Annotated in this window: 21 protein-coding genes; 10 read left to right on the top strand and 11 right to left on the bottom strand. The window is 68.5% G+C overall.

Translation table 11 applies throughout. The annotated features are described in order from the left end of the window. Nucleotides 1-2: 2 nt before the first annotated feature. Nucleotides 3-719 (bottom strand): XdhC family protein, encoded by a 717-nt coding sequence (locus tag Y590_RS04165; protein WP_060768768.1) that lies wholly within the window; start codon nucleotides 717-719, stop codon nucleotides 3-5. Between the two features lie 240 nt (nucleotides 720-959). Continuing rightward, nucleotides 960-1283 carry an XdhC family protein gene (locus Y590_RS04160; RefSeq protein WP_060768767.1) on the bottom strand — a complete coding sequence of 108 codons (324 nt, stop codon included), beginning with the start codon at nucleotides 1281-1283 and terminating at the stop codon, nucleotides 960-962. Between the two features lie 169 nt (nucleotides 1284-1452). On the opposite strand from Y590_RS04160, the gene Y590_RS04155 reads away from it, so the two are divergent. Further along, nucleotides 1453-2565 carry a branched-chain amino acid ABC transporter substrate-binding protein gene (locus tag Y590_RS04155; RefSeq protein ID WP_060768766.1) on the top strand — a complete coding sequence of 371 codons (1113 nt, stop codon included), beginning with the start codon at nucleotides 1453-1455 and terminating at the stop codon, nucleotides 2563-2565. Between the two features lie 316 nt (nucleotides 2566-2881). Further along, nucleotides 2882-3157 carry a translation initiation factor IF-1 gene (infA, locus tag Y590_RS04150; RefSeq protein ID WP_003600463.1) on the top strand — a complete coding sequence of 92 codons (276 nt, stop codon included), beginning with the start codon at nucleotides 2882-2884 and terminating at the stop codon, nucleotides 3155-3157. Nucleotides 3158-3221: 64 nt separating this feature from the next. On the opposite strand, the gene parC is transcribed toward infA, so the two are convergent. After that, nucleotides 3222-5468: a DNA topoisomerase IV subunit A gene (parC, locus tag Y590_RS04145; protein WP_060768765.1), complete on the bottom strand. Its 2247-nt coding sequence runs from the start codon at nucleotides 5466-5468 to the stop codon at nucleotides 3222-3224. A 123-nt stretch (nucleotides 5469-5591) separates the two neighbouring features. After that, nucleotides 5592-6332, bottom strand: coding sequence for a DNA repair protein RecO (recO, locus tag Y590_RS04140; protein WP_060768764.1), 741 nt, complete (start codon nucleotides 6330-6332; stop codon nucleotides 5592-5594). Between the two features lie 129 nt (nucleotides 6333-6461). On the opposite strand from recO, the gene Y590_RS04135 reads away from it, so the two are divergent. From Y590_RS04135 to Y590_RS04115, 5 genes are all read left to right on the top strand, one after another. Further along, nucleotides 6462-6854 carry a hypothetical protein gene (locus Y590_RS04135; RefSeq protein ID WP_060768763.1) on the top strand — a complete coding sequence of 131 codons (393 nt, stop codon included), beginning with the start codon at nucleotides 6462-6464 and terminating at the stop codon, nucleotides 6852-6854. 95 nt (nucleotides 6855-6949) lie between these two features. Next, nucleotides 6950-7855, top strand: a complete 906-nt coding sequence (locus tag Y590_RS04130) for a HEAT repeat domain-containing protein (protein ID WP_060768762.1) — start codon at nucleotides 6950-6952, stop codon at nucleotides 7853-7855. A 78-nt stretch (nucleotides 7856-7933) separates the two neighbouring features. Further along, nucleotides 7934-8083: a hypothetical protein gene (locus tag Y590_RS04125; RefSeq protein ID WP_286161848.1), complete on the top strand. Its 150-nt coding sequence runs from the start codon at nucleotides 7934-7936 to the stop codon at nucleotides 8081-8083. 53 nt (nucleotides 8084-8136) lie between these two features. Then, complete coding sequence (locus Y590_RS04120; RefSeq protein ID WP_060768761.1) at nucleotides 8137-8460, top strand: hypothetical protein; 324 nt, start codon at nucleotides 8137-8139, stop codon at nucleotides 8458-8460. Nucleotides 8461-8530: 70 nt separating this feature from the next. Next, on the top strand, nucleotides 8531-9226 hold the full coding sequence (locus Y590_RS04115) for a gamma-glutamylcyclotransferase (protein ID WP_060772148.1): 696 nt from the start codon (nucleotides 8531-8533) through the stop codon (nucleotides 9224-9226). Between the two features lie 116 nt (nucleotides 9227-9342). Here the strand turns inward: Y590_RS04115 and Y590_RS04110 are convergent, their stop codons facing one another. The 5 genes from Y590_RS04110 to Y590_RS27190 all read right to left on the bottom strand — a co-directional run bounded on the left by Y590_RS04110 (nucleotide 9343) and on the right by Y590_RS27190 (nucleotide 16488). Continuing rightward, entirely contained in the window at nucleotides 9343-10128 is a 786-nt protein-coding gene (locus Y590_RS04110) for a lytic murein transglycosylase (RefSeq protein WP_060768760.1), read from the bottom strand. 322 nt (nucleotides 10129-10450) lie between these two features. Further along, nucleotides 10451-13972: a DNA polymerase III subunit alpha gene (gene dnaE / locus Y590_RS04105; RefSeq protein WP_060768759.1), complete on the bottom strand. Its 3522-nt coding sequence runs from the start codon at nucleotides 13970-13972 to the stop codon at nucleotides 10451-10453. Between the two features lie 571 nt (nucleotides 13973-14543). Continuing rightward, complete coding sequence (locus Y590_RS04100) at nucleotides 14544-15431, bottom strand: metal ABC transporter permease (RefSeq protein WP_201026764.1); 888 nt, start codon at nucleotides 15429-15431, stop codon at nucleotides 14544-14546. Then, on the bottom strand, nucleotides 15428-16360 hold the full coding sequence (locus Y590_RS04095; RefSeq protein WP_060772147.1) for a metal ABC transporter ATP-binding protein: 933 nt from the start codon (nucleotides 16358-16360) through the stop codon (nucleotides 15428-15430). Before Y590_RS04095 ends, Y590_RS04100 begins: the two co-directional genes overlap by 4 nt. Further along, entirely contained in the window at nucleotides 16357-16488 is a 132-nt protein-coding gene (locus tag Y590_RS27190; RefSeq protein WP_286161847.1) for a hypothetical protein, read from the bottom strand. The genes Y590_RS04095 and Y590_RS27190 overlap by 4 nt, the downstream gene beginning before the upstream one ends. 302 nt (nucleotides 16489-16790) lie before the next feature. Here Y590_RS27190 and Y590_RS04090 point away from each other — a divergent pair, with 302 nt between their 5' ends. After that, a complete protein-coding gene (locus tag Y590_RS04090; protein ID WP_060768758.1) occupies nucleotides 16791-17372 on the top strand; it encodes a Fur family transcriptional regulator in 582 nt (193 codons plus the stop codon). Nucleotides 17373-17375: 3 nt separating this feature from the next. Here Y590_RS04090 and Y590_RS04085 read toward each other — a convergent pair whose 3' ends face one another. Further along, nucleotides 17376-18881, bottom strand: a complete 1506-nt coding sequence (locus tag Y590_RS04085; protein WP_060768757.1) for a sugar transferase — start codon at nucleotides 18879-18881, stop codon at nucleotides 17376-17378. A 430-nt stretch (nucleotides 18882-19311) separates the two neighbouring features. Here Y590_RS04085 and Y590_RS04080 point away from each other — a divergent pair, with 430 nt between their 5' ends. Then, nucleotides 19312-20556 (top strand): MFS transporter, encoded by a 1245-nt coding sequence (locus Y590_RS04080; protein WP_060768756.1) that lies wholly within the window; start codon nucleotides 19312-19314, stop codon nucleotides 20554-20556. A 300-nt stretch (nucleotides 20557-20856) separates the two neighbouring features. Here Y590_RS04080 and hmuQ read toward each other — a convergent pair whose 3' ends face one another. Then, nucleotides 20857-21192, bottom strand: a complete 336-nt coding sequence (gene hmuQ, locus Y590_RS04075; RefSeq protein ID WP_003600446.1) for a heme-degrading protein HmuQ — start codon at nucleotides 21190-21192, stop codon at nucleotides 20857-20859. A gap of 452 nt (nucleotides 21193-21644) precedes the next feature. Here hmuQ and Y590_RS04070 point away from each other — a divergent pair, with 452 nt between their 5' ends. Next, nucleotides 21645-22073, top strand: coding sequence for a helix-turn-helix domain-containing protein (locus Y590_RS04070; protein WP_060768755.1), 429 nt, complete (start codon nucleotides 21645-21647; stop codon nucleotides 22071-22073). The last annotated feature ends 75 nt before the right edge of the window (nucleotides 22074-22148 follow it).

Below are 22148 nucleotides of genomic sequence, written 5' to 3'. Positions count from 1 at the left end.
GCTCAGCGTCCCGCCGCCGCGTCGGGGGTCTTGATGCGGTCCTGGCGCAGGGTCGCGACGACCTGGGCGAGGATCGACAGCGCGATCTCGGCGGGCGAGACGGCGCCGATGTCGAGCCCGATCGGCGCATGGATCCGGCCGATCGTTGCCTCGTCGAACCCCGCCTCCTTCAGCCGCTCGACGCGCCGGGCATGGGTCTTCCGCGAGCCCAGCGCGCCGATATAGGCGCAGTCCGCCCGCAGGGCCGCGACGAGGGCGGGGTCGTCGATCTTCGGATCGTGGGTCAGCGCGGCCAAAGCCGTGTAGGCGTCGAGCGGCCCGATGTCGCGAAGCGCCTCGTCCGGCCATTCGGCGATCAGGCGCACGCCGGGAAACCGCTCTGGGCTGGCGAAGGCCGTGCGCGGATCGATCACCGTGAGGTCGAGGCCGAGCTGGCTCGCGAGCGGCACCAGGGCCTGGGAGATGTGCACGGCGCCGACGGCGACGAAGCGCACCGGCGGGGCGTGGACGGCGACGAAGACCGGGCGCCCGTCGGGTCCCTCGCCGAGGCCGCTGCGACCGCTGCGCAGGCGCTCGCGCAGCAGGGGGCCGAGCGGGTCGTCGTCGATCTCGGCAGCGCGCACGAGGCGCTGGCCGCCGTCCTCGGGATCGGTGACGACCAGGGCCGGGCGGCGCGCTGCGCGCTCCGCGTTGAGGGCCGACAGAGTGTCGAGGCGCATGGGGGTCTCGGGAAAGCGATAGAGCAAGTCGGAGGCAGGCCAAGTCGGGTTTTGGCTCGTAGAACCGGCGGAGCCACGCGACCTTCGCTCCAACTCACGTCCTCATCCTGAGGTGCCGCGAAGCGGCCTCGAAGGATCCTCCAGGGATCGCGAGGACTCTGGAGGATCCTTCGAGGCCTCCGCTTCGCTGCGGCACCTCAGGATGAGGCGGCGGGTGGGATTGGCACGGGCGCCTGTGGCTCAGTCGATGCGTTCGACGAAGACGCGGATGCGGCCGCCGCAGGAGAGGCCGGCCCGCCACGCGGTCTCGTCGGCGACGCCGAATTCCAGGGTGCGCGGGCGCCCGTCCTCGATCACGTCGAGCGCCTCGGTGATGACCTCGCCCTCGACGCAGCCACCGGAGACCGAGCCGAGGAAGCGGCTGTCGCCGTCGATGACGAGATTGCTGCCGACCGGGCGCGGCGCCGAGCCCCAGGTCTCGATCACGGTGGCGAGCGCGACCGCGCGGCCCTCGCGTCGCCAGCCCTCGGCGGCGCGCAGGATGTCGTCCTCGGTGGAGAGCATGGGGTTCACGTCCTGACAATACCGGTTCCGCCGCCCCCGACCGTCCCGTCATGGGAGAGGTAGGTCTGCCCGCCCGTTCCGCAATGCGGCCAACCGTGGCGCTTGCAACGCCATCGGGCGGACTTCATCAAGGTCCGGGGATTTTCCAGTGGCCGGACGGGAGTTTGGTGTGTCGAAGCGGAGCGCGTTGGCAACCTTTCTCGCCCTGACGTTCGCGGCTCCCGTCGGCGCCGCCGAGCCGCTGAAGATCGGGCTTGCCGCGCCGTTGAGCGGGCCGGATGCCGGGTTCGGCCAGGGTGCGCGGCTCGGCGCCGAGCAGGCGGTTGCCGAGATCAACCGCGCCGGCGGGGTGATGGGGCGCAAGCTCCAACTCGTGGTGCAGGACGACGGCGCCGACCCGAAACAGGCGGTGTCGGTCGCGCGCAAGTTCGCCGGCAGCGGCGTGCGCTTCGTCATCGGCCCGCTGACCTCGGGCGCCGCCGCCGCGGCGAGTTCGGTCTACGAGGAGGCCGGCATCGTCTCGGTCACGCCAGGCGCGACCTGGGCGCCCCTGACCCGCCGCGGCGCCGGCCTGCTGTTCCGCCTCGCGGGCAGCGACGCGCAGCAGGGCGCGCTCGGCGGCACGCTGCTCGCCGAGCGGTTCCGCGGCAGGCCGGTCGCCATCGTCCACGACAAGACCAGCTTCGGTTGCGGGCTCGCCGACGAGGCCGCGCGCGCCCTCAAAGCCCGCGGCGGGGGGGAACGCCTGTTCGAGGGCGTTTCCCGCGACGACCGCGAGGTCGCGGCGCTTGTCGCCAAGCTGCGGGCGCTCTGGATCGAGGCGATCTATTTCGGCGGCCTGTCGGCCCCGGCCGGAGCCCTGATCCGCGCGATGCGCGAGGCCGGTCTGTCGACGCAGGTGATCGGCAGCGACGGGCTGCTCGACAGGGACTTTTCGCAGGTTCCCGGCGCCGAGGGCACGCTGATGACGGTGGCGCCCGCGCCCGCCCGCCTGCCCGAGCCGAGGGGCGCCAGGACGCCGCGGAGTGCGGAGGTCGAGATGTTCGCAGGCCCGGCCTACGCGGCGGTCGAGGTCGTGCGGCAGGGGATCGAGGGCGCGCGCTCGGTCGAGCCGGCCAAGGTCGCGGCCTTCCTGCATGGCGGCACCCCCTTGCGGACGGTGCTCGGCGAGGTGGCGTTCGACGCAGGCGGCGATCTCGTGAAGCCGCCGTTCTCGGTCACCGCATGGCGCCGGCTTCCCGACGGGCGCCTCGACTTCGCCGGCAACGACGTCACGCCATGAGCCGGCGGAGACCGCATGATTCCACCCGGCATTGAGGTTAAGCGGACCTTGCGTGGCGGATATTCTTGCACAAACCGCGTCCGACGCTTAAGTCGCAGGATTGGTGCCCTTCGCGAAACACCCGTCGTGCCGCTTGTCCGGCCGGAGGGAGGACTCCCCGATCCGGGAGTTTCGCGAAAGGCACCCGACGCCCGGCATCGCTGACGCCTCTCGTCCCGAGCGGATCGGACCCGCAGCGCCGCGCGTTTCGCACGATAGACCGATTTTTGATTTTGCCGGAGCGCCCCGTGCAGGCAGCCCGGCCGGAGATAGATGTATGGCAAAAGAGGAATTGATGCAGTTCGACGGCTTGGTCGTCGAGATCCTGCCGGACGCGCGCTACCGCGTGCAGCTCGATCAGGGTCACGAGATCGTCGCCTACACGGCCGGCAAGATGAAGAAGAACCGCATCAAGACCCTGGCCGGCGACCGCGTCACCGTCGAGATGTCCCCCTACGACCTTGAGAAGGGACGCCTCGTGTTCCGTCACAAGGACGAGCGCTCCGGTCCCCGTCCGCCCCAGCGCGGCGGCCAGCAGTTCCGTCGCCGCTAACGGCCTCGGACCCATCACGCTGCCGAGCGGCGCCCTACAGGGCACCGCCCGAAAGTCCCAAACACTACTTCCCGAACCGCTCGAATTTCGGGAAGCTGCGGGTCATCAGCGTGCCGGCATCGGACCGGTGGCCCATCCACTTCTCCAGCATGCCCGCATTGGCGAGCCGCGCCTGACCCGAGCCGTCGCGCCAGGGCAGGCCCTCCGCCAGTGTGAAGACGCAGGCATCCGCAAGCTGGCTCTGGCGGCAGCGTTGCAGGCGCACGCCCTTGCCGCGGCCGAGTTCCGTGACTTCAGAGGCCGGGAAGACCAGCATCAGCTTGTCGGATGAGCAGACGGCGACGTGGTCGCCCTCGGCCGGCACCAGCAGTACCGCGCGCGTCCCCTCGTCGAGGCCGAGGATCGCCTTGCCCTTCCGGGTGTTGGCGACCAGCGCGTCGGACGGCGCGATGAAGCCGCGCCCGTCCGAGCCGGCGACGAGCAGCTTGCTCTCCGGCTTGTAGGGCAGGGCCGCGACGATCTCGGTGCCGTCGTCGAGATCGACCATCAGCCGCACCGGATCGCCGAAGCCGCGCCCGCCGGGCAGCTTCGAGGCTTCGATGGTGAAGACCTTGCCGTTCGAAGCGAGCAGCAGGATCTTGGCCGTCGTCTCGCTGAGGAAGGCGACCTTCAGCGTGTCGTCGCCCTTGAAAGCGACCCCCGCCAGTTCGGTCACATGCCCCTTGAGCGCCCGGATCCAGCCCTTCTCGGACAGGATCACCGTGATCGGCTCGCGCTCGACCATGGCGGCGGTGAAGTCGATGCCGGCGGTGTCGGGCGGGTTCTCGAGCGTGGTGCGGCGGCGGCCGAGTTTGGTCTCGGGCCCGAAGGTCTTCTTCACCGCGCGGATCTGCCGGGTGATCTCCGACCATTGGAGCTTCTCGGAGGCCAGCAATCCCTCGATCCCCTCCTTCTCCGCGGTCAGTGCCTCGAACTCGCGCTTCAGCTCCATCTCTTCGAGCTTGCGCAGGGAGCGCAGGCGGGTGTCGAGGATCGCGTTGGCCTGGACCTCGGTGAGTTCGAACCGGGCCATCAGGGCGGCCTTCGGCTCGTCCTCCTCACGGATGATGCGGATCACCTCGTCGAGGTCGAGATAGACGATGAGCAGGCCGCCGAGGATTTCGAGGCGCCGCTCGATCTGGCCGAGGCGGTAGCTCGAGCGGCGCTGAAGCACGACGCGGCGGTGATCGACCCACTCGCGCAGACACTCGGCGAGACCGATGACGCGGGGCACGACGCCGCCGACGAGCACGTTGAGGTTCAGCGGGATCCGCGATTCCAGCTCCGAGAGCCGAAACAGCGATTCCATCAGCATCACCGGATCGACCGAGCGCGAGCGCGGCTCCAGCACGACACGCACGTCCTCCGCCGATTCGTCGCGCACGTCGGCGAGCAGCGGCAGCTTCTTCTCCTGCAGCAGGTCGGCGAGCTTCTCGATGAGGCGCGCCTTCGGCACGCCGTAGGGAATCTCGGTGACGACGATGTTCCACGTGCCGCGGCCGAGATCCTCCTTGGCCCAGCGGGCGCGCACGCGAAAACCCCCGCGGCCGGTGCGGTAGGCCTCGCGGATGGTCTCGGGCGTGTCGATCAGGATGCCGCCGGTGGGGAAGTCCGGCCCCTGCACGAAGGTGCAGAGCTGCTCGGACGTCGCCTCGCGGTTCTGGATCAGGTACAGCGCCGCGTCGCAGAGTTCGGCCGCGTTGTGCGGCGGGATCGAGGTCGCCATGCCGACCGCGATGCCCTGGCTGCCGTTGGCCAGAAGATTCGGGAAGGCCGCCGGCAGGACGATCGGCTCCTCCTTCTCGCCGTTGTAGGAGGCGCGGAAATCGACCGTGTCCTCTTCGATCCCGTCGAGCAGCAGGCGGGCGACTTCCGTGAGGCGCGCCTCGGTGTAGCGGTAGGCCGCCGGACCGTCGCCGTCGATGTTGCCGAAATTCCCCTGGCCGTCGACGAGCGGGTAGCGCTGGGCGAAATCCTGGGAGAGGCGTACCAGCGCGTCGTAGATCGCCTGGTCGCCGTGGGGGTGGAAGTCACCCATCACGTCGCCGACGATCTTCGCGCATTTCTTGAACGCCGAGGTCGGGTTCAGGCGCAGCAGGTTCATGCCGTAGAGGATGCGCCGATGCACCGGCTTCAGGCCGTCGCGGGCGTCGGGCAGCGCGCGCTGCATGATCGTGGAGAGCGCATAGGCATAGTAGCGCTCCTCCAGCGCCGTCTTCAGCTCGACGCTCTCGATGCCGTCGCTCGGCGGCGGCAGGACGGGCTGGCCCATCACTCACTCCACATCGTCAGTTCAGTCCGGGCGCCGACCTTGCGTCGGCGTCCGCCACCGTTCCCCGTTGTCTGACGGGTCACGGCGCTTCTCGAAATGTACCAGAACATAACACGAACACGGTCAACTCGGGCCAGTGCCGAGTGCGACGAATCGTGCGCGTTCCTCCGGCGTGTCTTGCGCCCGCGGGCGCCAGACATGCTGATCGAGGAAGTACCCCGTCAAGGTAAACCCCTCCCGAACGTCGTGGGCGTCGGGCGTGCGCCAGCCGCTGCCCGGTTGGTCGCGGTCGCGCAGGAAGGGGGGAAGCGGCAGCAGGCGATCGCGAAAAGGCTCGCCCGCCGAGGCGCTGACCGCGCGCCCACTTTTGGGCGAGACGTAGACCAGGGCGTCGTTGGCGCCCGTGGCCGCGCAATGCGACAGGTCGAGGCCGAAGCCGAGCCCGGCGAGCAGGGCGAGTTCGAACCGCACCATCAGCGCGGGCGCGATTTCGGGATCGTCGAGATGGGTGAGCAGGATCTGCGCCGCCTCGTAGAGCGCCGGATGCGGATCGCGCTCCGGCAGGAGCCGCAGCAGCGCCGAGAGATGCGCGACACCGTAGAGCGCGAGACCCGAATCCATCAGGCGCGAGGCGTTCAGGGTCAGCGGCTCGACCGCGTAGGCGCCGAGCGCCCCGTCGAGCCGCGCCCGCCACGTCGCGCGCAGCGTGTTGCCGGGCTGGAGCATCGGCTGCATCCGCCGCGAGCGCCCGCCATGGACGAGCCCGAGATGGCGCCCGTGCTCCGGCGTCATCAGTTCGAGCACGATTCCGGTCTCGCCGTGCTTGCGCAGGCCGATCACCAGGCCATCGTCGATCCATTGCATGGGGAAAGAGATAATCATTCCGATGCCGGAACGGGACTGCTTTGCACGCCGAAATCGAGTTGCCATGGTGAATTCATTTCCTGCCCTGATCGAAACTGCTACGCTTTTCCCGCAACGGGTGATTCGGTGATGGTCGGGCGGCGCGGCGGGGTGATGCTGGCGATGGTTCTCGCGGTCGGCGGCTGCACCGCGACCGCCGCCCCGCCTTCGCCCTCCGCCTCGACCGGCACGGTCCGCGAGCGGATCGCGGCTTTGGCCCTGCGTCAGGTCGCCTTCGGCTCCGTCTCGCTGATCCCGGTGCGGTTCGCGCATAGCCGAATCGCCGGCCCGTTCGAGGATGGCGGGCGCCGGCTCTACTGCGTCTCAACCCGGATGAGCGGACGCACCTTCGGCAAGCCGGAACGGCCCAAGCTCGTGCTGCGGGAGGAGGGCGGCGCCCTCACCGTCCTGGGCGACGAGGAGGAGACCTGCGAGGGGCATCGCAGCGAGCCGTTTGCGGAGCTGGATTCGCCGGGGGCCTAATCTGGGAAGGACACAGCCCAATTTGCTTCGGCTCTTCGTCCACCGGGCGGACATCTTCCGCCGGCGTCACGAGTCCTATCCGAACGGCGACCACGATGAATTTGAAGACCGCAGACTTGCCGACCGATGTGCCAGCGTTGATGGATCTGGTCATAGCCTCGGTCGAGGCCGAGGATAATTCGGCAGAGGAAAATCTCGGCTTCGCCGCCCAATCGCGACTTTGTAAGCTCGCATCTCGGGACGTTCTCGAAGCGGCACGAGCCGCCTGCGAGAGTTCCGATGCCTTGCACCGCCGTGCCGGCGCGTCAGTGCTTGGTCGATTGGGCGAGACCCTCCATAGCCCCGGCCCGATCTTCGGCGAGGAGCGCTACCAGATACTCACAGCGCTTCTCGCAGAAGAGATGGCTGGACGCCGTGATGACTTGGTTTTCAGAGATGTTTGCTTCGCCCTTGGCCATCTGCGCGATGGGAGGGCAATCCCTGCGGTCCTTGCCTTACGGCAGCATCCGGACGATCGTGTGCGGTATAGCGTCGTACATGCTCTGTCCTGCCACGACGACGAGCGCGCCATCAACGGATTGATCGAACTCTCCACAGACAGCGATGAAATCGTTCGGGATTGGGCCACCTTCGGATTAGGATCGCTGATCAACACGGACACGCCTGCGATTCGCCGCGCCCTGCGTGCCCGTCTCAATGACACCGATCCTTATGCGCAGAATGAGGCTATCGAGGGCCTGATCAGGCGAGAGGATCCAAGCGTTATTCCGACGGTCGTCAGCGAGCTGAAAAGGCGCGTAACACACGACCTGCTCTACGCCGCGGAGCGGATCGCCAGTCCTCAGTTGTGCGAAGCTCTCATGTCGGCAGCCGATCGGGGCCTGACCATGGAAGAGGACGGGACAGTGTTCGACCTGACCGAGACTTGGCAGGACGCGATGCAGGCCTGCGGCTGCATTGTCGATAGACCCCGCCCGATGTCCGACCTGCCGGATGCTTGAAGCGGGCTTGCGCTCGCGCCCTCGAAAAGGGGTCCGTTTGAGAATGGGGGCCGCCAGTTCTGATGCATCTCGACCCGGATGAGCGGCCGCACCTTCGGCAAGCCCGAGCGGCCGAAACTCGTGGTGCGTGAGGCGACGGGGGTGCTCACCGTCCTGAGCGACGAGGAGGAAGTGTGCGAGGGGCACCGCAGCGAGCCGTTTCCGGAACCGGATTCGCCGACAGGTTGAGACGTTACGTCGGGCCCCTGCCGATGAGGCGACACCAGTGAACACAAGGTATTATGATTCTGACATGGCGCCTGTTCAGCGATTGTAGGACGGAGGCAGCGGCCCTCAGGGTAGCTGCCCGCCATTTCAAACGGGCCGACCTGTCCGTTGTGATCCTCAAGGCCGCGCCCGACAGGGAAGGCAGTTACATCGTCGTCGCGGAGACGGAACATCCCACCCAATCCTGGGCCGAGCACGTGCTCCAAACCCTGGATCGTGCCCAGGCCGTCGCCCATGGATGGACGCTGAGTGGGTCGATCCTCGAAGAGATCGATACGTGGTCGAACGAATCGACCATTGCCGGAATCACCGCCGTGCATGTGATGTCCCGGCCGTGATCGAAAAGACTATGGGGCCGCAGCGAAACGGGTTGCGCCCACACCCCCAAAAATGGTCCGTTCCGGACCGATGGCCCCTCGTCCCCTGTCGCTTTCCCTCGACCTCATCGCCCGTGCCCATCCCGAGCCCATCTCCGACGACCCGAACGCGCTGACGCTGCTCTCCGACGACGCTCTCGCGCCCGAACTCGCGGCGATGCTGGCGCGGCGGGCCTCGCCCGACGGCGGGCTCTGGGTGTTCGCCTACGGCTCGCTGCTGTGGAACCCGGAATTCGCTTATCACGAGCACCGGCTCGGCACCCTGCGGGGCTGGCATCGCCGCTTCTGCCTGCTGCAGCGGCGGTTTCGCGGCACGCCGGAGAGTCCCGGCTTGGTGCTCGGGCTCGACCGGGGCGGACTCTGCCGTGGCGTCGCCTTCCGCCTGGACGATGCCGACCCGCACGCCATCCTGATGCCGGTCTGGCGGCGGGAGATGAAGGGCAAGGGCTACGAGGGCCGCTGGGTCTCGGTGGAGACGGAGGCCGGGCCGGTCACGGCGCTAACCTTCATGGTGAACCGGCAGAGCGACCGCTACACCGGCCGCCTCTCGGATGCCGAGATCGCCGACAAGATCGCGGCGGCCTGCGGGCATCTCGGCCCGAGCGCCGAATATCTGCTCCGCACCGTGGAGGCCTGCGCCCGGCTCGGCATCCACGACCGGCACCTGTGGTCGCTCCAGGCGCTCGTGGCCGAGCGCCTGCGGGAGCGGCGCGCGGCCTGCGCGTAGTTCTCGCCTCCGTCATCGCGAGGCGGAGCGTCGGCGAGCCAGGGCGCGAGCGCGCCGGATCGGGCACGCCGCTGGAGGGCTTCGCCCCGCTCGCCCTGACGGAACTGCGAAGCGGACTACTGCCCGTCGATCCGCGCGCCGAGGAGAGCGATGGCGCGCTGGTAGACGCCCGCCGCGTTCCAGCCCTGGATCGCGGCGAAGTTCGGCTCGCCGGGCTGGTAGCCCGCGCCCCGTTGCCAACCGTGACCTTTCAGGAAGTTGGCGGTGGAGTTCAGCGCGACCGGCGCGCTGTCGAGACTGCCGCCGACGCCGTAGGTCAGGACGTTCTTAGGGAGAAACTGGGTGTGGCCGACCTCGCCATGGGCCGCTCCGCGGGTGGCGGGGGTCAGCACGCCGCTGTCGACGAGCTTGAGCGCGGCGTAGAGCTGATCGGTGAAGTAGGCCGAGCGGCGGCAATCATAGGCGAGCGTCGCCACGGCCGAGAGGGTGTTGACGTTGCCCTTCACGGCACCGAAGCCGGTCTCCATGCCCCAGATCGCCAGGAGCGGGCCCGGCGGGACGCCGTAGCGCTGCTCGATCGAGGCGAAGAGCGCCGCGTTCTGCGCCTTGAGGGCGCGTCCGCGGGAGACGATGACGTTGCCGCCGCGCTTGGCCAGGAACTGGTCGAGCGAGAGCTTGAAGCTCTTCTGGCCGCGATCGGCCGAGATGGTCGCGGTGGAATAGGACGTGTTGGCGAGCGCCGCGAGCGAGGCCGGGCTCGCCCGGCCCTTGGCCTCGGCGGCGAACTCGTCCTTCCAGGCCTCGAAGCCGGCGGCATTGTTGCCGCACTGCGCCGCCTGCGCCGTGCCGGCCAGACCCATCAGGGCGGCAACCGCCACCATTCTCAATCCGTGTCCGGTCATCCCACACTCCATCAGGCGGCGGCCTCACGCGGCGCCGCGGCAATCACAGGGCTTCGGCCGTTGCGCGGCGCCGGGCGAGCCCCAATCATCGGAGCCCACGCCCGTTACCTTGAGTTCGGACGAACCAGACCTTGGCAGAATCACCGAGCTGTGGCGGCGGTGAGGCACGAACGGTGCTGCAGCGCCACTATCCTGCGGACATGATCGGATTGGTTAGCGGCGGATTGCAGCCGATCCCGCTCCGAATGCCCCACGAAACGCCCGATCACCGACCGTCTCCCCTCCGGGTACGGCGGCGCAGCGGGCATTTCGTGCGAGACATTCAGTTCACCTCGACCTGCACCACCCCCGGCACGGCGCGCAGCGCACCCGCGACCTGCGGGGTTGCCTGGTAGCGGTCCTTCAGCCGCACCTCGACCTCGCGCTCGCCGCCATCGAGGATCAGGATCAGCGAGACCTCGCCCTCGCCACGAAGGGTCAGGCGCTGCTGCACCGAACTCAGGGCGCGGTCGTCTCGCAGGAAGATGCGCATGCCCTTCTGGTGGCGGGCGGCGGCCTGATCGAGCGGCTCGGCGGTGGTGATGCGGGCGCGCACGTCCTCGCCCTCCAGGTTGGCCTGGATCGTCAGCACCAGCGGCCGGCCGGGTTCGAGGATGTCGCGGTACTGGTTGAGCCCCTCGGAGAAGATGATCGCCTCGAAATGCCCGGTCTGATCCGAGAGGATGACGATGCCGAGCTTGTTGCCGCTCTTGGTGCGCCGCTCCGAGCGGTCGAGCACCGAGGCGGCGATGCGGCCCACGCTGGCCGTGCCCGCCCGCACCCCCCGGCAGAAATCGGCCCAGGACTGGACCCGCAGCTTTTCGAGGATCGGCCCGTACTCGTCGAGCGGATGACCCGAGAGGAAGAAGCCGATGGCGTCGCATTCGCGCTTCAGCTTGTCGGTGTGGGTCCAGAATTCGTGGGCTGGGATGCGCAACGCCACATCCACCGAGGCGACGCCGCCGAACATGTCGGTGATGCCCGAGGTCTCGGCCTCGGCCGCGCCCTGGGCCATCTTCATCATCGGCTCGACCGCGGCCCAGGCCCGCGCCCGGTCCGGCTCGATGCAGTCCAGCGCGCCGGCCGCGATCAGGTTTTCCAGCGTGCGCTTGTTGACGTGGCGCGGGTTCAGGCGGCGGGCGAAGCAGGCGAGGTCCTTGAACGGCGTGTCGCCGCGCGCGGCGACGATCGACTCCACCGCCGAGCGGCCGACGCCCTTGATCGCGGCGAGCGCGTAGAGGATGCGCCCCTCCCGCACCTCGAACACCACGCCCGAGGTGTTCACCGACGGCGGCTCGACCGTGATCTTCAGGCGCTGCGCATCCTGGCGGAATTCGGCGAGCTTGTCGGTGTTGTCGATATCGAGCGTCATGGCCGCGGCCAGGAACTCGACCGGATGGTTCGCCTTCAGATAGGCGGTCTGGTAGGTCACCAGCGCGTAGGCCGCCGCGTGGGACTTGTTGAAGCCGTAATCGGCGAACTTGGCGAGCAGGTCGAAGATCTCGTCGGCCTTGGCCGTGGTCAGGCCGTTCTCGGCGCAGCCCTTCACGAAGCGGTCGCGCTGGGCGTCCATCTCCGCACGGATCTTCTTGCCCATGGCTTTCCGCAGGACGTCGGCTTGCCCAAGCGAGTAACCGGCCAGGAGCTTGGCGATCTCCATCACCTGCTCTTGGTAGACGATGATCCCGAAGGTCTCCTTCAGGATCGGCTCCAGCATCGGGTGCAAGTACCAGCTCGCCTCGTTGCCGGCGTCGCGCCCGAGCTTGCGCTCGCAATAGACCGGGATGTTGGCCATCGGGCCCGGCCGGTAGAGCGCCACCAGCGCGATGATATCCTCCAGGCGGTCGGCCTGCATTTCGCAGAGCGCCTTGCGCATGCCGGCGGATTCCACCTGGAACACCGCGACGGTCTCGCCGCGGCCCATCGGCTCGTAGGTCTTCTTGTCGTCGAGCGGGATCTGAGCGAGATCGACCTCGATGCCGCGCTGCTTGAGCAGATCGGTGCAGCACCGCAGCATCGTCAGGGTCTTGAGGCCGAGGAAATCGAACTTCACGAGGCCGGCTTCCTCGACCCACTTCATGTTGAACTGGGTCACCCGCATGCCCGTCTTCGGGTCTCGGTAGAGCGGCACCAGCTCTTCGAGCGGCCGGTCGCCGATCACCACGCCGGCGGCGTGGGTCGAGGCGTGGCGATGCAGGCCCTCCAGCTTCTTCGAGATCTCGACGAGGCGGGCGACGATCGGCTCCTCCTCGATCGCCTGCTGGAGCTTGGGCTCGCCCTCGATCGCCTGGGCCAGCGTCACCGGTTTGGCCGGGTTCTGCGGCACGAGCTTGGTCAGCTTGTCGACCTGCCCGTAGGGCATCTCCAGCACGCGGCCGACATCGCGCAGCACGCCGCGGGCGAGCAATGTCCCGAAGGTGATGATCTGCCCGACCTGCCGCTCGCCGTAGCGCTGCTGCACGTAGCGGATCACCCGCTCGCGGCCCTCGACGCAGAAGTCGATGTCGAAGTCCGGCATGTTGACGCGTTCGGGGTTGAGGAAGCGCTCGAACAGCAGGCCGAAGCGAAGCGGGTCGAGGTCGGTGATGAGCAGCGACCACGCCACCAAGGAGCCCGCGCCCGAGCCGCGGCCCGGTCCCACGGGGATATCGTGGTCCTTGGCCCACTTGATGAAGTCCGAGACGATCAGGAAGTAGCCCGGGAACTTCATCTTGACGATGACGTCGAGCTCGAACTTCAGCCGCGCGCGGTAATCCTCCTCCGTGAAGCCGGGGGCGGTGCCGTGCTGCTTCAGGCGGAGGTCCAGTCCGGCTTCCGCTTGCCGGCACAGCTCGGTCGGCTCGTCGGCGGCCACCGCCTGAACCGGCGTCTCGGCGGCCTCGGCCAGTGCCTCGGCCATGGGCGGGGCCTCGCCCGCGGCGACGCTGGCGAAATTCGGCAGGATGGGTTTGCGGGTACGCGCCCGAACGGCGCAGCGCATGGCGATCTCGACCGAGGCCGAGAGCGCGTCCGGCAGATCGCGAAACAGCTCCATCATCGCGGCGCGCGTGGTGAAGGCGTGGCGTGGCGTCAGCCGGCGGCGGCGCTCGTCGGAGACGAGGCGGCCATCGGCGATGGCGAGCAGGGCGTCGTGCGCGTCGTAATCGCCGGGCTTGGCGAAGAACGGCTCGTTGGTCGCGACGATGCCCAGACCGTTCGTATCGGCGAGCCGCAGCAATTCGCGCTCGACCGCGCGCTCGTCGTCGAGGCCGTGGCGCTGGATCTCGACGTAGAGCCGCTCCTCGCCGAACGCCCCTTTCAGGATCTCCAGGCGGCGCGCGGCCTGATCGGCGCGGCCGGCGCGCAGACTGGTGTCGAGCGGTCCCGTGAGCCCGCCGGTCAGGCCGATCAAGCCCTCGACGTTCCCCTCCAAGGCCGAGACGGCGAGGTTGGGCGCGGCACCGAGCGGACCGTCGAAATGGGCCCGGCTTCCGAGTCGCAGAAGGTTGCCGTAGCCGGCCTCGTCCTGGGCGAGCAGCACGATGTTGGCGCAGCCGGCCTGGGGCAGACGCGCCATCGGGTCCGGCGCCTCGAAGCAGATCGTGAGCTGCAGGCCTGCGATCGGCTGGATTCCCGCCTTGGCGGCGTATTCGGAGAATTCCAGCGCCCCGAACAGGTTATTGGTGTCGGTGAGCGCGAGCGCGGGCTGCCGGTCGGCCGCGGCCGCCTTGACGAGATCACCCGCCTTCACGCCGCCTTCGAGCAGCGAGTAGGACGAGTGGACATGGAGGTGGACGAAGCCGACCTCTTTGAGTGTGCGCGCCATGGAGGACCCTGCCCGGAGCCTGCTAAGATCGCCGCTCCATGCCTTCCGAGTCTGTCACCAAGGCGCCGCACCACGCCCGATATCCACCGCTCTTCGCGCCCGAGGCCGTGCGGATCGGCAAGGCGGGCGGAAAACACCTGCCCGGCACCCTTTCCTGTGAGCAACGCAGCCGAGGACGGAATAAACCGCGCTCGAACGCGAACCCTTAATGGATCGGCGCCAAGGCTACCGCCCAGAGCGCGACCGCTCCGAAGAGCAGGCCAAAGGCGGTGAACTCGACGAGGCTGGTGAAGAGCACACGCTTGGTCATCGCTTCCACTCCCTGTTGATGGAGTGATTTTTGTTCCTGTTTTGTTCTGTGTAAAGCCTTGGGACCGAACCACGTGATGGAATGGTGAACGATGTGTTGCCGGCGCCACGCTGGCAGAGGAGGACCGCCCCTATAAGCCCGGTCACGCGTTCGGTCGCTGCCTTCGCGCGGCGGGGCGCATCCTCACCGGTCACGGTGAGGTCAATCCGGAACCGCGACCTCGCCGCACGGTCCGGCACCCCGGAGCGCTTCGGCTTCGCCTCACGCCTCCAGGTGACGCCGCCGCACGAGTCGATGGATCAGGCCGCCGCGGGGGCCGACCAGCATCGAGACGAGGTAGAGCGCGCCCGCCGCCAACACGATCGCCGGCCCCGTCGGGAGCCGGATGCCGGCGTGGTAGGAGACCAGCAGGCCGGTCACGCTGGAGAGCATCGAGACCAGCATCGCCACCGGGATCAGGCCCGACAGGTCGGCGGCCCAGAATCGGGCGGTGATCGCCGGCAGCAGCATTAGGCCGACGGCCAGCAGCGTGCCGAGCGCCTGGAAGCCACCGACGAGGTTAACCACCACGAGCGCGAGGAAGGCGGAGTGCACCGGGCCGCCGGCGCGGCTGACCGTGCGCAGGAACAGCGGATCGACGCACTCGATCACCAGCGGGCGGTAGAGCAGGGCGAGCGCGATCAGCGTCAGGCTACTGATGCCGCCGAGCAGCGTGAGCGCGTCGTCATCCAGCGCCAGCACGGTGCCGAACAGGATGTGCAGCAGATCGACCTGCGAGCCGCGCAGCGACACGAGGAACACTCCGCCTGCCAGCGAGATCAGGTAGAAGGCGGCCAAACTCGCATCCTCCTTCAACACGGTCGAGCGGGTGACGAGCCCGGCGGCCAGCGCCACCGCGAGCCCGGCCACGAGCCCGCCCAGCGTCATCGCCGGCAGCGACAGCCCGGCGACGAGAAAGCCCGCGGCGGCGCCGGGCAGGATGGCGTGGCTCATCGCCTCGCTCATCAGGCTCATCCGGCGCAGCATCAGGAAGACGCCGAGCGGCGGTGCCGACAGGGACAGCGCGAGGCACCCGGCGAGCGCCCGGCGCATGAAGCCGAACTCCACGAAGGGGCCGATCAGGAAATCAAGGCAATCGGCAAACGTCACGAGACGGCCCCGTGATGCGCGCGGCCATGGTCGTGATCATGATGGTCGTGCTCATGATGATCGTGGCTGTGGTCGTGCCGGGCATGGCCGTGCCCCGGCGCCTGCGTCTCCGCGGAGCCGCCGTGATCCGTCCCATGATGCGCCTCGTGCGCGTCATGCTTGTGCGCGTCATGCTTGTGCTCGTCATGGCGGCAGATGGCGGCGGCCTCGTCCCAGGCCTCCGACAGGCGCAGCGCCCGGGCCAGCACCGGCGGCGTCAGCACCTCGCGCGTCGGCCCCCAGGCGATGGGCCGGCGGGCGAGAACGAGGGTCGAGGCGAAATGCGCGCGCACCTGGGCGAGGTCGTGCAGGGCTGCGACCACGGTGCGGCCCTCGCGGTGCCAGCCGCGGATCAGGGTGAGCAGGTCGGCGGTGGTGCGCTCGTCGATGCCGGTGAAGGGCTCGTCGAGCAGGATGATCCGCGCATCCTGCAGGATCAGCCGGGCGAACAGCGCGCGCTGGAACTGGCCGCCGGAAAGGGTGCCGATCGGCCGATCCTCGAAGCCGTTGAGCCCGACCGCCGCGAGCGCCTCGATCAGGCGGCTTCGCTGGCGGGTGAGGCTGCGCAACGCGCCGAGCGGGCGCCACAGCCCCATCGCCACGAGGTCGAGGACGCTCAAGGGGAAGCTGCGGTCGATCTCGGCGGCCTGCGGCAGGTAGGCGATGGTGCCGGAGCGCGGTCCCGCCTCGACGCTCCCGTCGAGAGGGCGGATCTCGCCGACGATGCCCTTCAGCAGGGTCGACTTGCCCGCGCCGTTCGGCCCGACCACGGCGAGCAGGTCTCCGGGCGCGATGGTGCCGTCGAGATGGTGAACCGCCGGATGCCGGTCGTAGCCGAGCGTCAGGCCCTGGAATCGGATGGCGCCCGCGCGCGCGGCTTCTCTGCTCACGATCTGGCCCACAGGATCACGGCCCAGAGCAGGCTCGACAGGATGAGGGCGGCCGCGAGACGAGGGCCGACTCCGCTGCGGAACAGCGAACGGCGCGGGAGGCGGACGGTCCCGCCGGCACGGGTCATGGGATCTCCGAGGATGGACCGGCGCGGGCGGTGTCGCGGAGGCCGGGAATGATCGCGGCCCGCGCCGTTGCCCGCCTCGTTGCCCGATTGCCGCCGGACGCCTATCTTGGTCGGGCTGATACACTGTAACATGGGCCGAGTTCAATCGGCCCGTGCGGAGTGTCGATACAAGCGGCAACGATAAGTGTCTCTCACGAAACTCCCGCTGCGCCGCCGTGCCCAGAACGGAGACGATCGGTGATCGGGCGTTTCGTGAGGTACTCTAAGCGGCGACAGCGGGCGCCGAGACCGGAGAGGTCGGGATGCGCGGTCACGCGCGGCAGGAGCACAGCCGAGGCGACGGCAGCCACGGCGACGGGCACGCGCACGACCATCACGGTCATGGCGCGTCCGGCTGCGGCGGGCATGCCGTCTCGGCCGAGGACGTGATCGAGCGGGCGGAGCGGCTCTGCCAGGCGCGCGCCTTGCAGTTCACGCGGCTGCGGCGGGACGTGCTCGCGGCGGTGGCGGCGGAGCATAAGCCGCTCGGCGCCTACGACATCGCCGAGCGGATGAGCGTCCCCGGGCGCCGGGTCGCGGCGGTGTCGGTCTACCGCGCCCTCGATTTTCTCACCGAGCAGGGGTTCGTCCACCGCATCTCCAGCCGCAATGCCTTCGTCTCGTGCGGGCACGAGCACGGCGCGGGGGCGGGCCTCGTCTTTCTGATCTGCCGCACCTGCGGCGGTATCGACGAGATGACCGCCCCGGCCGTCGAGAGCGCCCTCGACCGGACGCTGGCCGGGGCCGGCTTCACACCGACGAGCCGGATTCTGGAAGTCGAGGGGGAGTGCGGCGCCTGCCGCGGGCGCGGGGACGCGTTGCCGGACGAGGCGGGTCGCGCGTAGCGGTCAGCACGCGTTGCGGTAGGCGCGCGGCGAGGCGATCGTCCGGAACAGGATCGTGATGTCGAGCCAGAGCGACCAGTTGTCGATGTAATGCAGATCGGCCTGGACGCGGCTCTCCATCGCCGCGTCGGTCAGGGTCTCACCGCGAAAGCCGTTCACCTGCGCCCATCCGGTGATACCCGGCTTCACGTTGTGGCGGCGGGCGTAGAGGGCGATGCGGCGCTCGAAGCTGCGGTCATGCGCCAGCGCATGCGGGCGGGGGCCGACGAGCGACATGTCGCCCCGGATCACGTTCAGGAGCTGCGGCAGCTCGTCGAGGTTGGTCCGGCGCAGCAGGGCGCCGATCCGGGTGATGCGCTCGTCGTTGCGCGAGGCCTGCCGGAAGGGGGCGTCGGGGGCCGCCTTCATGCTGCGGAACTTGAAGACGCCGAAGGCCTCTTGGTTGAAGCCGTAGCGCCGTTGCCGGAAGAAGACCGGGCCGGGGCTGTCGAGCTTGATCAGCACGGCAAGCGCGACGAACAGGGGGGCGAGCATCAGCAGCCCGATCCCGGCCAGCGTCACGTCGAAGGCGCGCTTGAGCAGAATCTCGCCCACCGAGAGCGGACGGCGGCCGATATTGATGCCCGCCAGCCGGCCGACCCGAGCGACCTGCAGATCGGGGAAGCGGTCCATCATCGTGCCGGGCCGCAGGTGCAGGGCGGCCGGCACACGCAGGAAGGCATCGATGCAGCGCTCGATGTCGGCGGGCTCCGACCACGGCACCAGCACGAACACGTCGTCGGGCCGCAGGAACCGCACCACCGAGACCGCGAGGTCGAGATCCTCGGCAAGCAAGATCTCCGCGTTCCCCGTGCCGGAGGTGGGCTCCGGGCGGCGCAGGTAGCTCGTCCCGACGATGCGCAATCCCAGCGCCTCGACATCGTTGTTGGCGTAGAAGTTCGTCACGTCCTCCTCGTAGCCGACGAGGTGGACGCGGCTAACGGAGGGCGAGCCGGAGGTGCTGCTGCGGCGTACCATCGCCACCGTCGCCGCGCGGACGAGGATCGTGACCGGCAGGCCGGCGAGGAAGAAGGCGACCGAGGCGACGCGGGAGAAGTCCTGGGTCGTCTTCGTCGCGAAGCCGACCAGCAGGGCGACCGCCCAGGCCATGAGCCAGAGCGTCGCCCGGCGCTGCAGGTGTGGCGTCTGCGACAGACAGCGCTCGATGCTGTACTCGCCGCGGGCCAGGTTGGTCAGCACGACGATCAGGGACAGGAAGCCGGCCGTCTGAAGGTTCATGCTTTTCGTCAGCGGGATCAGCTCCCCGTCGCCGATATAGGCGTGGTAGGCCGCATCCACCGCGAAGCCGACCGCGAAGATCGCCACGAGATCGGCCGCCAGCAGCGAGGCCGAGATGCCCACGCGCAGGGCCATGCGCCGCCGCCGCGGCAGAAGCGAGGCCCAGACGGAGCGGCTCACCCCGTCACTGGGCAGCCGCTGGTACTGCTGAGGGGGGGGCTCGTGAAACATGTGTCCCGCGTTGTGCTGCCCTAGGGCGGTGAAGTGTCCCGACGCGGGACGTTTTCGGTCGCCGCGCCCGGTTCTGCGGCTGCCCGCGCAAGCCGCGCACCGGATGCGGGCCGTTGCCGTTGCTCGGGCTGAACGGGACTGACATACGAGCCGACGGACGAAAGCCCGGCCCTCCGGATGCCCGATCCTCGGATCGATTCTCCAGACAGCCGGACCCGTCGCGCTGTGCGGGCCGAACGCGGACGGGCCCCCGATCGATCCCCCTGGTTACGATCGGCGGCCGATGTGAGACGGAAGACGCGCATTCTACGAGGGAATCAGTGGCATCGCGGTGCGAGGCCTTGAAAGATCAGCACTTATTTTTTGAACAAATCAATGCGGGAGGGCCGTCCGGTCATCGGTGCGGACCGCTCTCCGGACGGAGTGCGGCATGAGAGCCGAAGCGATTGAGAATCCAGTGCCCGGCTCGCCCGAGCTTGCCGTAACGACACCGGCCCAAGCGCGCGGACAGGCCTCCCCGGCCCTGGCGGTGCTCCTGGGCCTCAGCCTCTCGCACCTCCTCAACGATCTCGTCCAATCGCTTCTGCCGGCGCTCTATCCCCTGCTCAAGGCGGGCTTCCAACTCGACTTCGGGCAGATCGGCCTCATCACCTTCGTGTTCCAGGGGACGGCCTCGCTGCTCCAGCCGGCGGTCGGCCTCTACACCGACCGGCGCCCGCTGCCCTACTCGCTGGCCGTCGGCATGGTGCTGTCGCTGGCCGGGCTCGCCCTGTTGTCGGTGGCGTCGGCCTACGGTGCCCTGCTCACCGCCGCGGCGCTGATCGGTCTCGGCTCCGCCATCTTCCATCCCGAGGCGAGCCGGGTCGCGCGGCTCGCCTCGGGCGGCCGCTACGGTCTGGCGCAGTCGGTGTTCCAGGTCGGCGGCAATGCCGGCACGGCACTCGGGCCGTTGCTCGCCGCCTTCGTCGTGGTGCCGCATGGCCAGGGCAGCGTCGCGTGGTTCTGCCTCGCCGCGCTCGCCGGCATCCTGATGCTCGGCACGGTCGGCCGCTGGTACGCGCAGCGGCTCGCCACGATGCCGCGAACCACCCGGAAGGGCACGGGCGCCGCATCCGGCCGCCTTAGCCGCACGCGGATCGTGGCGACGATCGCGATCCTGCTGGGGCTGATCTTCTCCAAATACTTCTACATGGCGAGCTTCTCTTCTTACTACACGTTCTACTTGATCCACCGTTTCGGCGTGCCGGTGGCGCTCGCACAGGTCTACCTGTTCGTCTTCCTCGGAGCAGTGGCGGCGGGGACGATTCTCGGCGGCCCGATCGGTGACCGCTTCGGGCGCAAGCTCGTGATCTGGATCTCGATTCTCGGCGTGCTGCCGTTCTCGCTCGCCCTGCCGCACGTGAATCTGTTCTGGACGGTGATTCTCTCTGTGCCGATCGGACTGATTCTGGCGTCCGCCATGCCGGCGATCCTGGTCTATGCACAGGAATTGTTGCCGGGCCGGATCGGGCTCGTCGGCGGCTTGTTCTTCGGTTTCGCCTTCGGCATGGGCGGCCTCGGCGCCGCGCTGCTCGGGGAGGTGGCCGACCATGTCGGCATCGAGCGGGTCTACGATCTCTGTGCCTTCCTCCCCGCCCTCGGGCTGATGGCGGTGTTCCTGCCGCGGCTGCGGTGAAGCCTCCGCGGGGCCGGGCGCCTGCGCATCCGCCCCGGGGCATCGCCCCGCGACGCCCTCGGTCGATTTTCCCAGAGCATCATCCCGAAAGGTGGCCTCCGGCTTTCGGAACAAGATGATGCGACAACAAGAGGCTAAGGCATCATCCCGAAAGGTGGCCTCCGGCTTTCGGAACAAGATGATGCGACAACAAGAGGCTCGAGCATCGTCCTGGATTTGATTTCCAGCACGATGCTCGAGCACCGGACGAGGGCAAGGAAGTGGAGCCTCGCCCCGGATCCGATGTCCGGGACGAGGCGCTCAGGCGGCCTGCTCGTTCTGCGGCCGGGCGAGGGTCTGGATCGACTCGAAGCCTTCGAATTGCGGGTGGCCGAGATAGAGCGGCTTGGTGCCGGGCACCCGGCCATGCGCCTTGCGGAACTGTTCCGAGCGGGTCCACGCCTCGAAATCGGCGCGCGAGCGCCAGACCGTGTGCGAGGCGTAGAGGATGTGGTCCTCCGCCTCCGGCCCCTTGAGCATATGGAACTCCACGAAGCCCTCCATCTCGCCGAGGTGGCTGTCGCGTCCGAGCCAGACCTGCTCGAAGTCTTCCGCCGATTCCTTGACGACCTTGAACCGGTTCATTGCGATGAACATGCCGTGACGCTCCCGATCTGAGCGAGCCGGCCCCGACGCGACCGCTCGAATATGATGACTCTACGTAGTTTCGATCGTAAGCTGAGGTAGTGCCCTGCGCACCGCTTGTGGCTTGCAGGGGGGCTGCCTCAGCGAATTCGTGAGAAATCCCAGCAAACTCCGGATGGAGTCGTCGATCTCGCTGCAGGAACGTCTAGTGAACAGAAACCTATCGGAAAACCGAAAACTTTCATCCGGCAACAGGTAGGCTCTTGCATTGCGTATGCACTTCATGGTGATGCTGCGGCTAGGCTAAACCCCTGCGATACGGTTGCCTCCAAAACGCATCTGTCTGACCTGACCCGGTAGTAGAAGCGTTTCGAGATACCCGAAGACGCTGGCCAAGGCTCAAGCGCTGCCGACCTAAGGTCCTTGGGTCGGTCCGCGACATCGAACAGGGACCGTGTCGTAAGATGATGCCGAAACAGACAACCGATGTCGACCGCCTCGTCGGGCTCCGGATCACCGCGCTGCGCAAGGCACGCGGCTTGAGCCAGACCGCGCTCGGGACCGCGGTGGGTGTGACCTTCCAGCAGGTCCAGAAATACGAGAAGGGCCAGAATCGTGTTGGCGCCGGGCGCCTGCGCGAGATCGCACGACTGCTCGAGGTCCCGGTCTCCGCCTTCTTCGAGGAAGGCGATGGCGCCGCCGCCCAGGAGCAGACAGAGGTGTTCGGCTTCCTGCGGGCGCACGGGGCCGTCGATCTGCTGCGGGCCTTCGCGACGATCGAGGACGATCAGATGCGCCGCGAGGTTCTGGCGATCGTGCGCAGCGCCGCCCGCCTCGGCCGCAAGAAGGACCCGGAAGTCGTCGTCGACGCCGTAGAGGCGCGGCCGGCCTGACGGCAGCGGGGCGGCGGCATGGGCAGCGGCCGGTGCTTGGCCTCGTGCTCTCCCTCGTCGAACCGGCATCGACGT

The organism is Methylobacterium sp. AMS5, from assembly GCF_001542815.1.
GTDB lineage: Bacteria > Pseudomonadota > Alphaproteobacteria > Rhizobiales > Beijerinckiaceae > Methylobacterium.
Note: the sequence above shows the minus strand (reverse complement) of the source record. Positions and strands in the feature narration are given on the sequence as shown.

Coding starts and splice junctions, on each gene's coding strand:
- Y590_RS04165 (WP_060768768.1), bottom strand. CDS start 719: ATGCGCCTCGACACTCTGTCGGCCCTCAACGCGGAGCGCGCAGCGCGC.
- Y590_RS04160 (WP_060768767.1), bottom strand. CDS start 1,283: ATGCTCTCCACCGAGGACGACATCCTGCGCGCCGCCGAGGGCTGGCGA.
- infA (WP_003600463.1), top strand. CDS start 2,882: ATGGCAAAAGAGGAATTGATGCAGTTCGACGGCTTGGTCGTCGAGATC.
- parC (WP_060768765.1), bottom strand. CDS start 5,468: ATGGGCCAGCCCGTCCTGCCGCCGCCGAGCGACGGCATCGAGAGCGTC.
- recO (WP_060768764.1), bottom strand. CDS start 6,332: ATGCAATGGATCGACGATGGCCTGGTGATCGGCCTGCGCAAGCACGGC.
- Y590_RS04135 (WP_060768763.1), top strand. CDS start 6,462: ATGGTCGGGCGGCGCGGCGGGGTGATGCTGGCGATGGTTCTCGCGGTC.
- Y590_RS04130 (WP_060768762.1), top strand. CDS start 6,950: ATGAATTTGAAGACCGCAGACTTGCCGACCGATGTGCCAGCGTTGATG.
- Y590_RS04125 (WP_286161848.1), top strand. CDS start 7,934: ATGAGCGGCCGCACCTTCGGCAAGCCCGAGCGGCCGAAACTCGTGGTG.
- Y590_RS04120 (WP_060768761.1), top strand. CDS start 8,137: ATGATTCTGACATGGCGCCTGTTCAGCGATTGTAGGACGGAGGCAGCG.
- Y590_RS04115 (WP_060772148.1), top strand. CDS start 8,531: ATGGCCCCTCGTCCCCTGTCGCTTTCCCTCGACCTCATCGCCCGTGCC.
- Y590_RS04110 (WP_060768760.1), bottom strand. CDS start 10,128: ATGACCGGACACGGATTGAGAATGGTGGCGGTTGCCGCCCTGATGGGT.
- dnaE (WP_060768759.1), bottom strand. CDS start 13,972: ATGGCGCGCACACTCAAAGAGGTCGGCTTCGTCCACCTCCATGTCCAC.
- Y590_RS27190 (WP_286161847.1), bottom strand. CDS start 16,488: ATGACCCGTGCCGGCGGGACCGTCCGCCTCCCGCGCCGTTCGCTGTTC.
- Y590_RS04090 (WP_060768758.1), top strand. CDS start 16,791: ATGCGCGGTCACGCGCGGCAGGAGCACAGCCGAGGCGACGGCAGCCAC.
- Y590_RS04085 (WP_060768757.1), bottom strand. CDS start 18,881: ATGTTTCACGAGCCCCCCCCTCAGCAGTACCAGCGGCTGCCCAGTGAC.
- Y590_RS04080 (WP_060768756.1), top strand. CDS start 19,312: ATGAGAGCCGAAGCGATTGAGAATCCAGTGCCCGGCTCGCCCGAGCTT.
- hmuQ (WP_003600446.1), bottom strand. CDS start 21,192: ATGTTCATCGCAATGAACCGGTTCAAGGTCGTCAAGGAATCGGCGGAA.
- Y590_RS04070 (WP_060768755.1), top strand. CDS start 21,645: ATGATGCCGAAACAGACAACCGATGTCGACCGCCTCGTCGGGCTCCGG.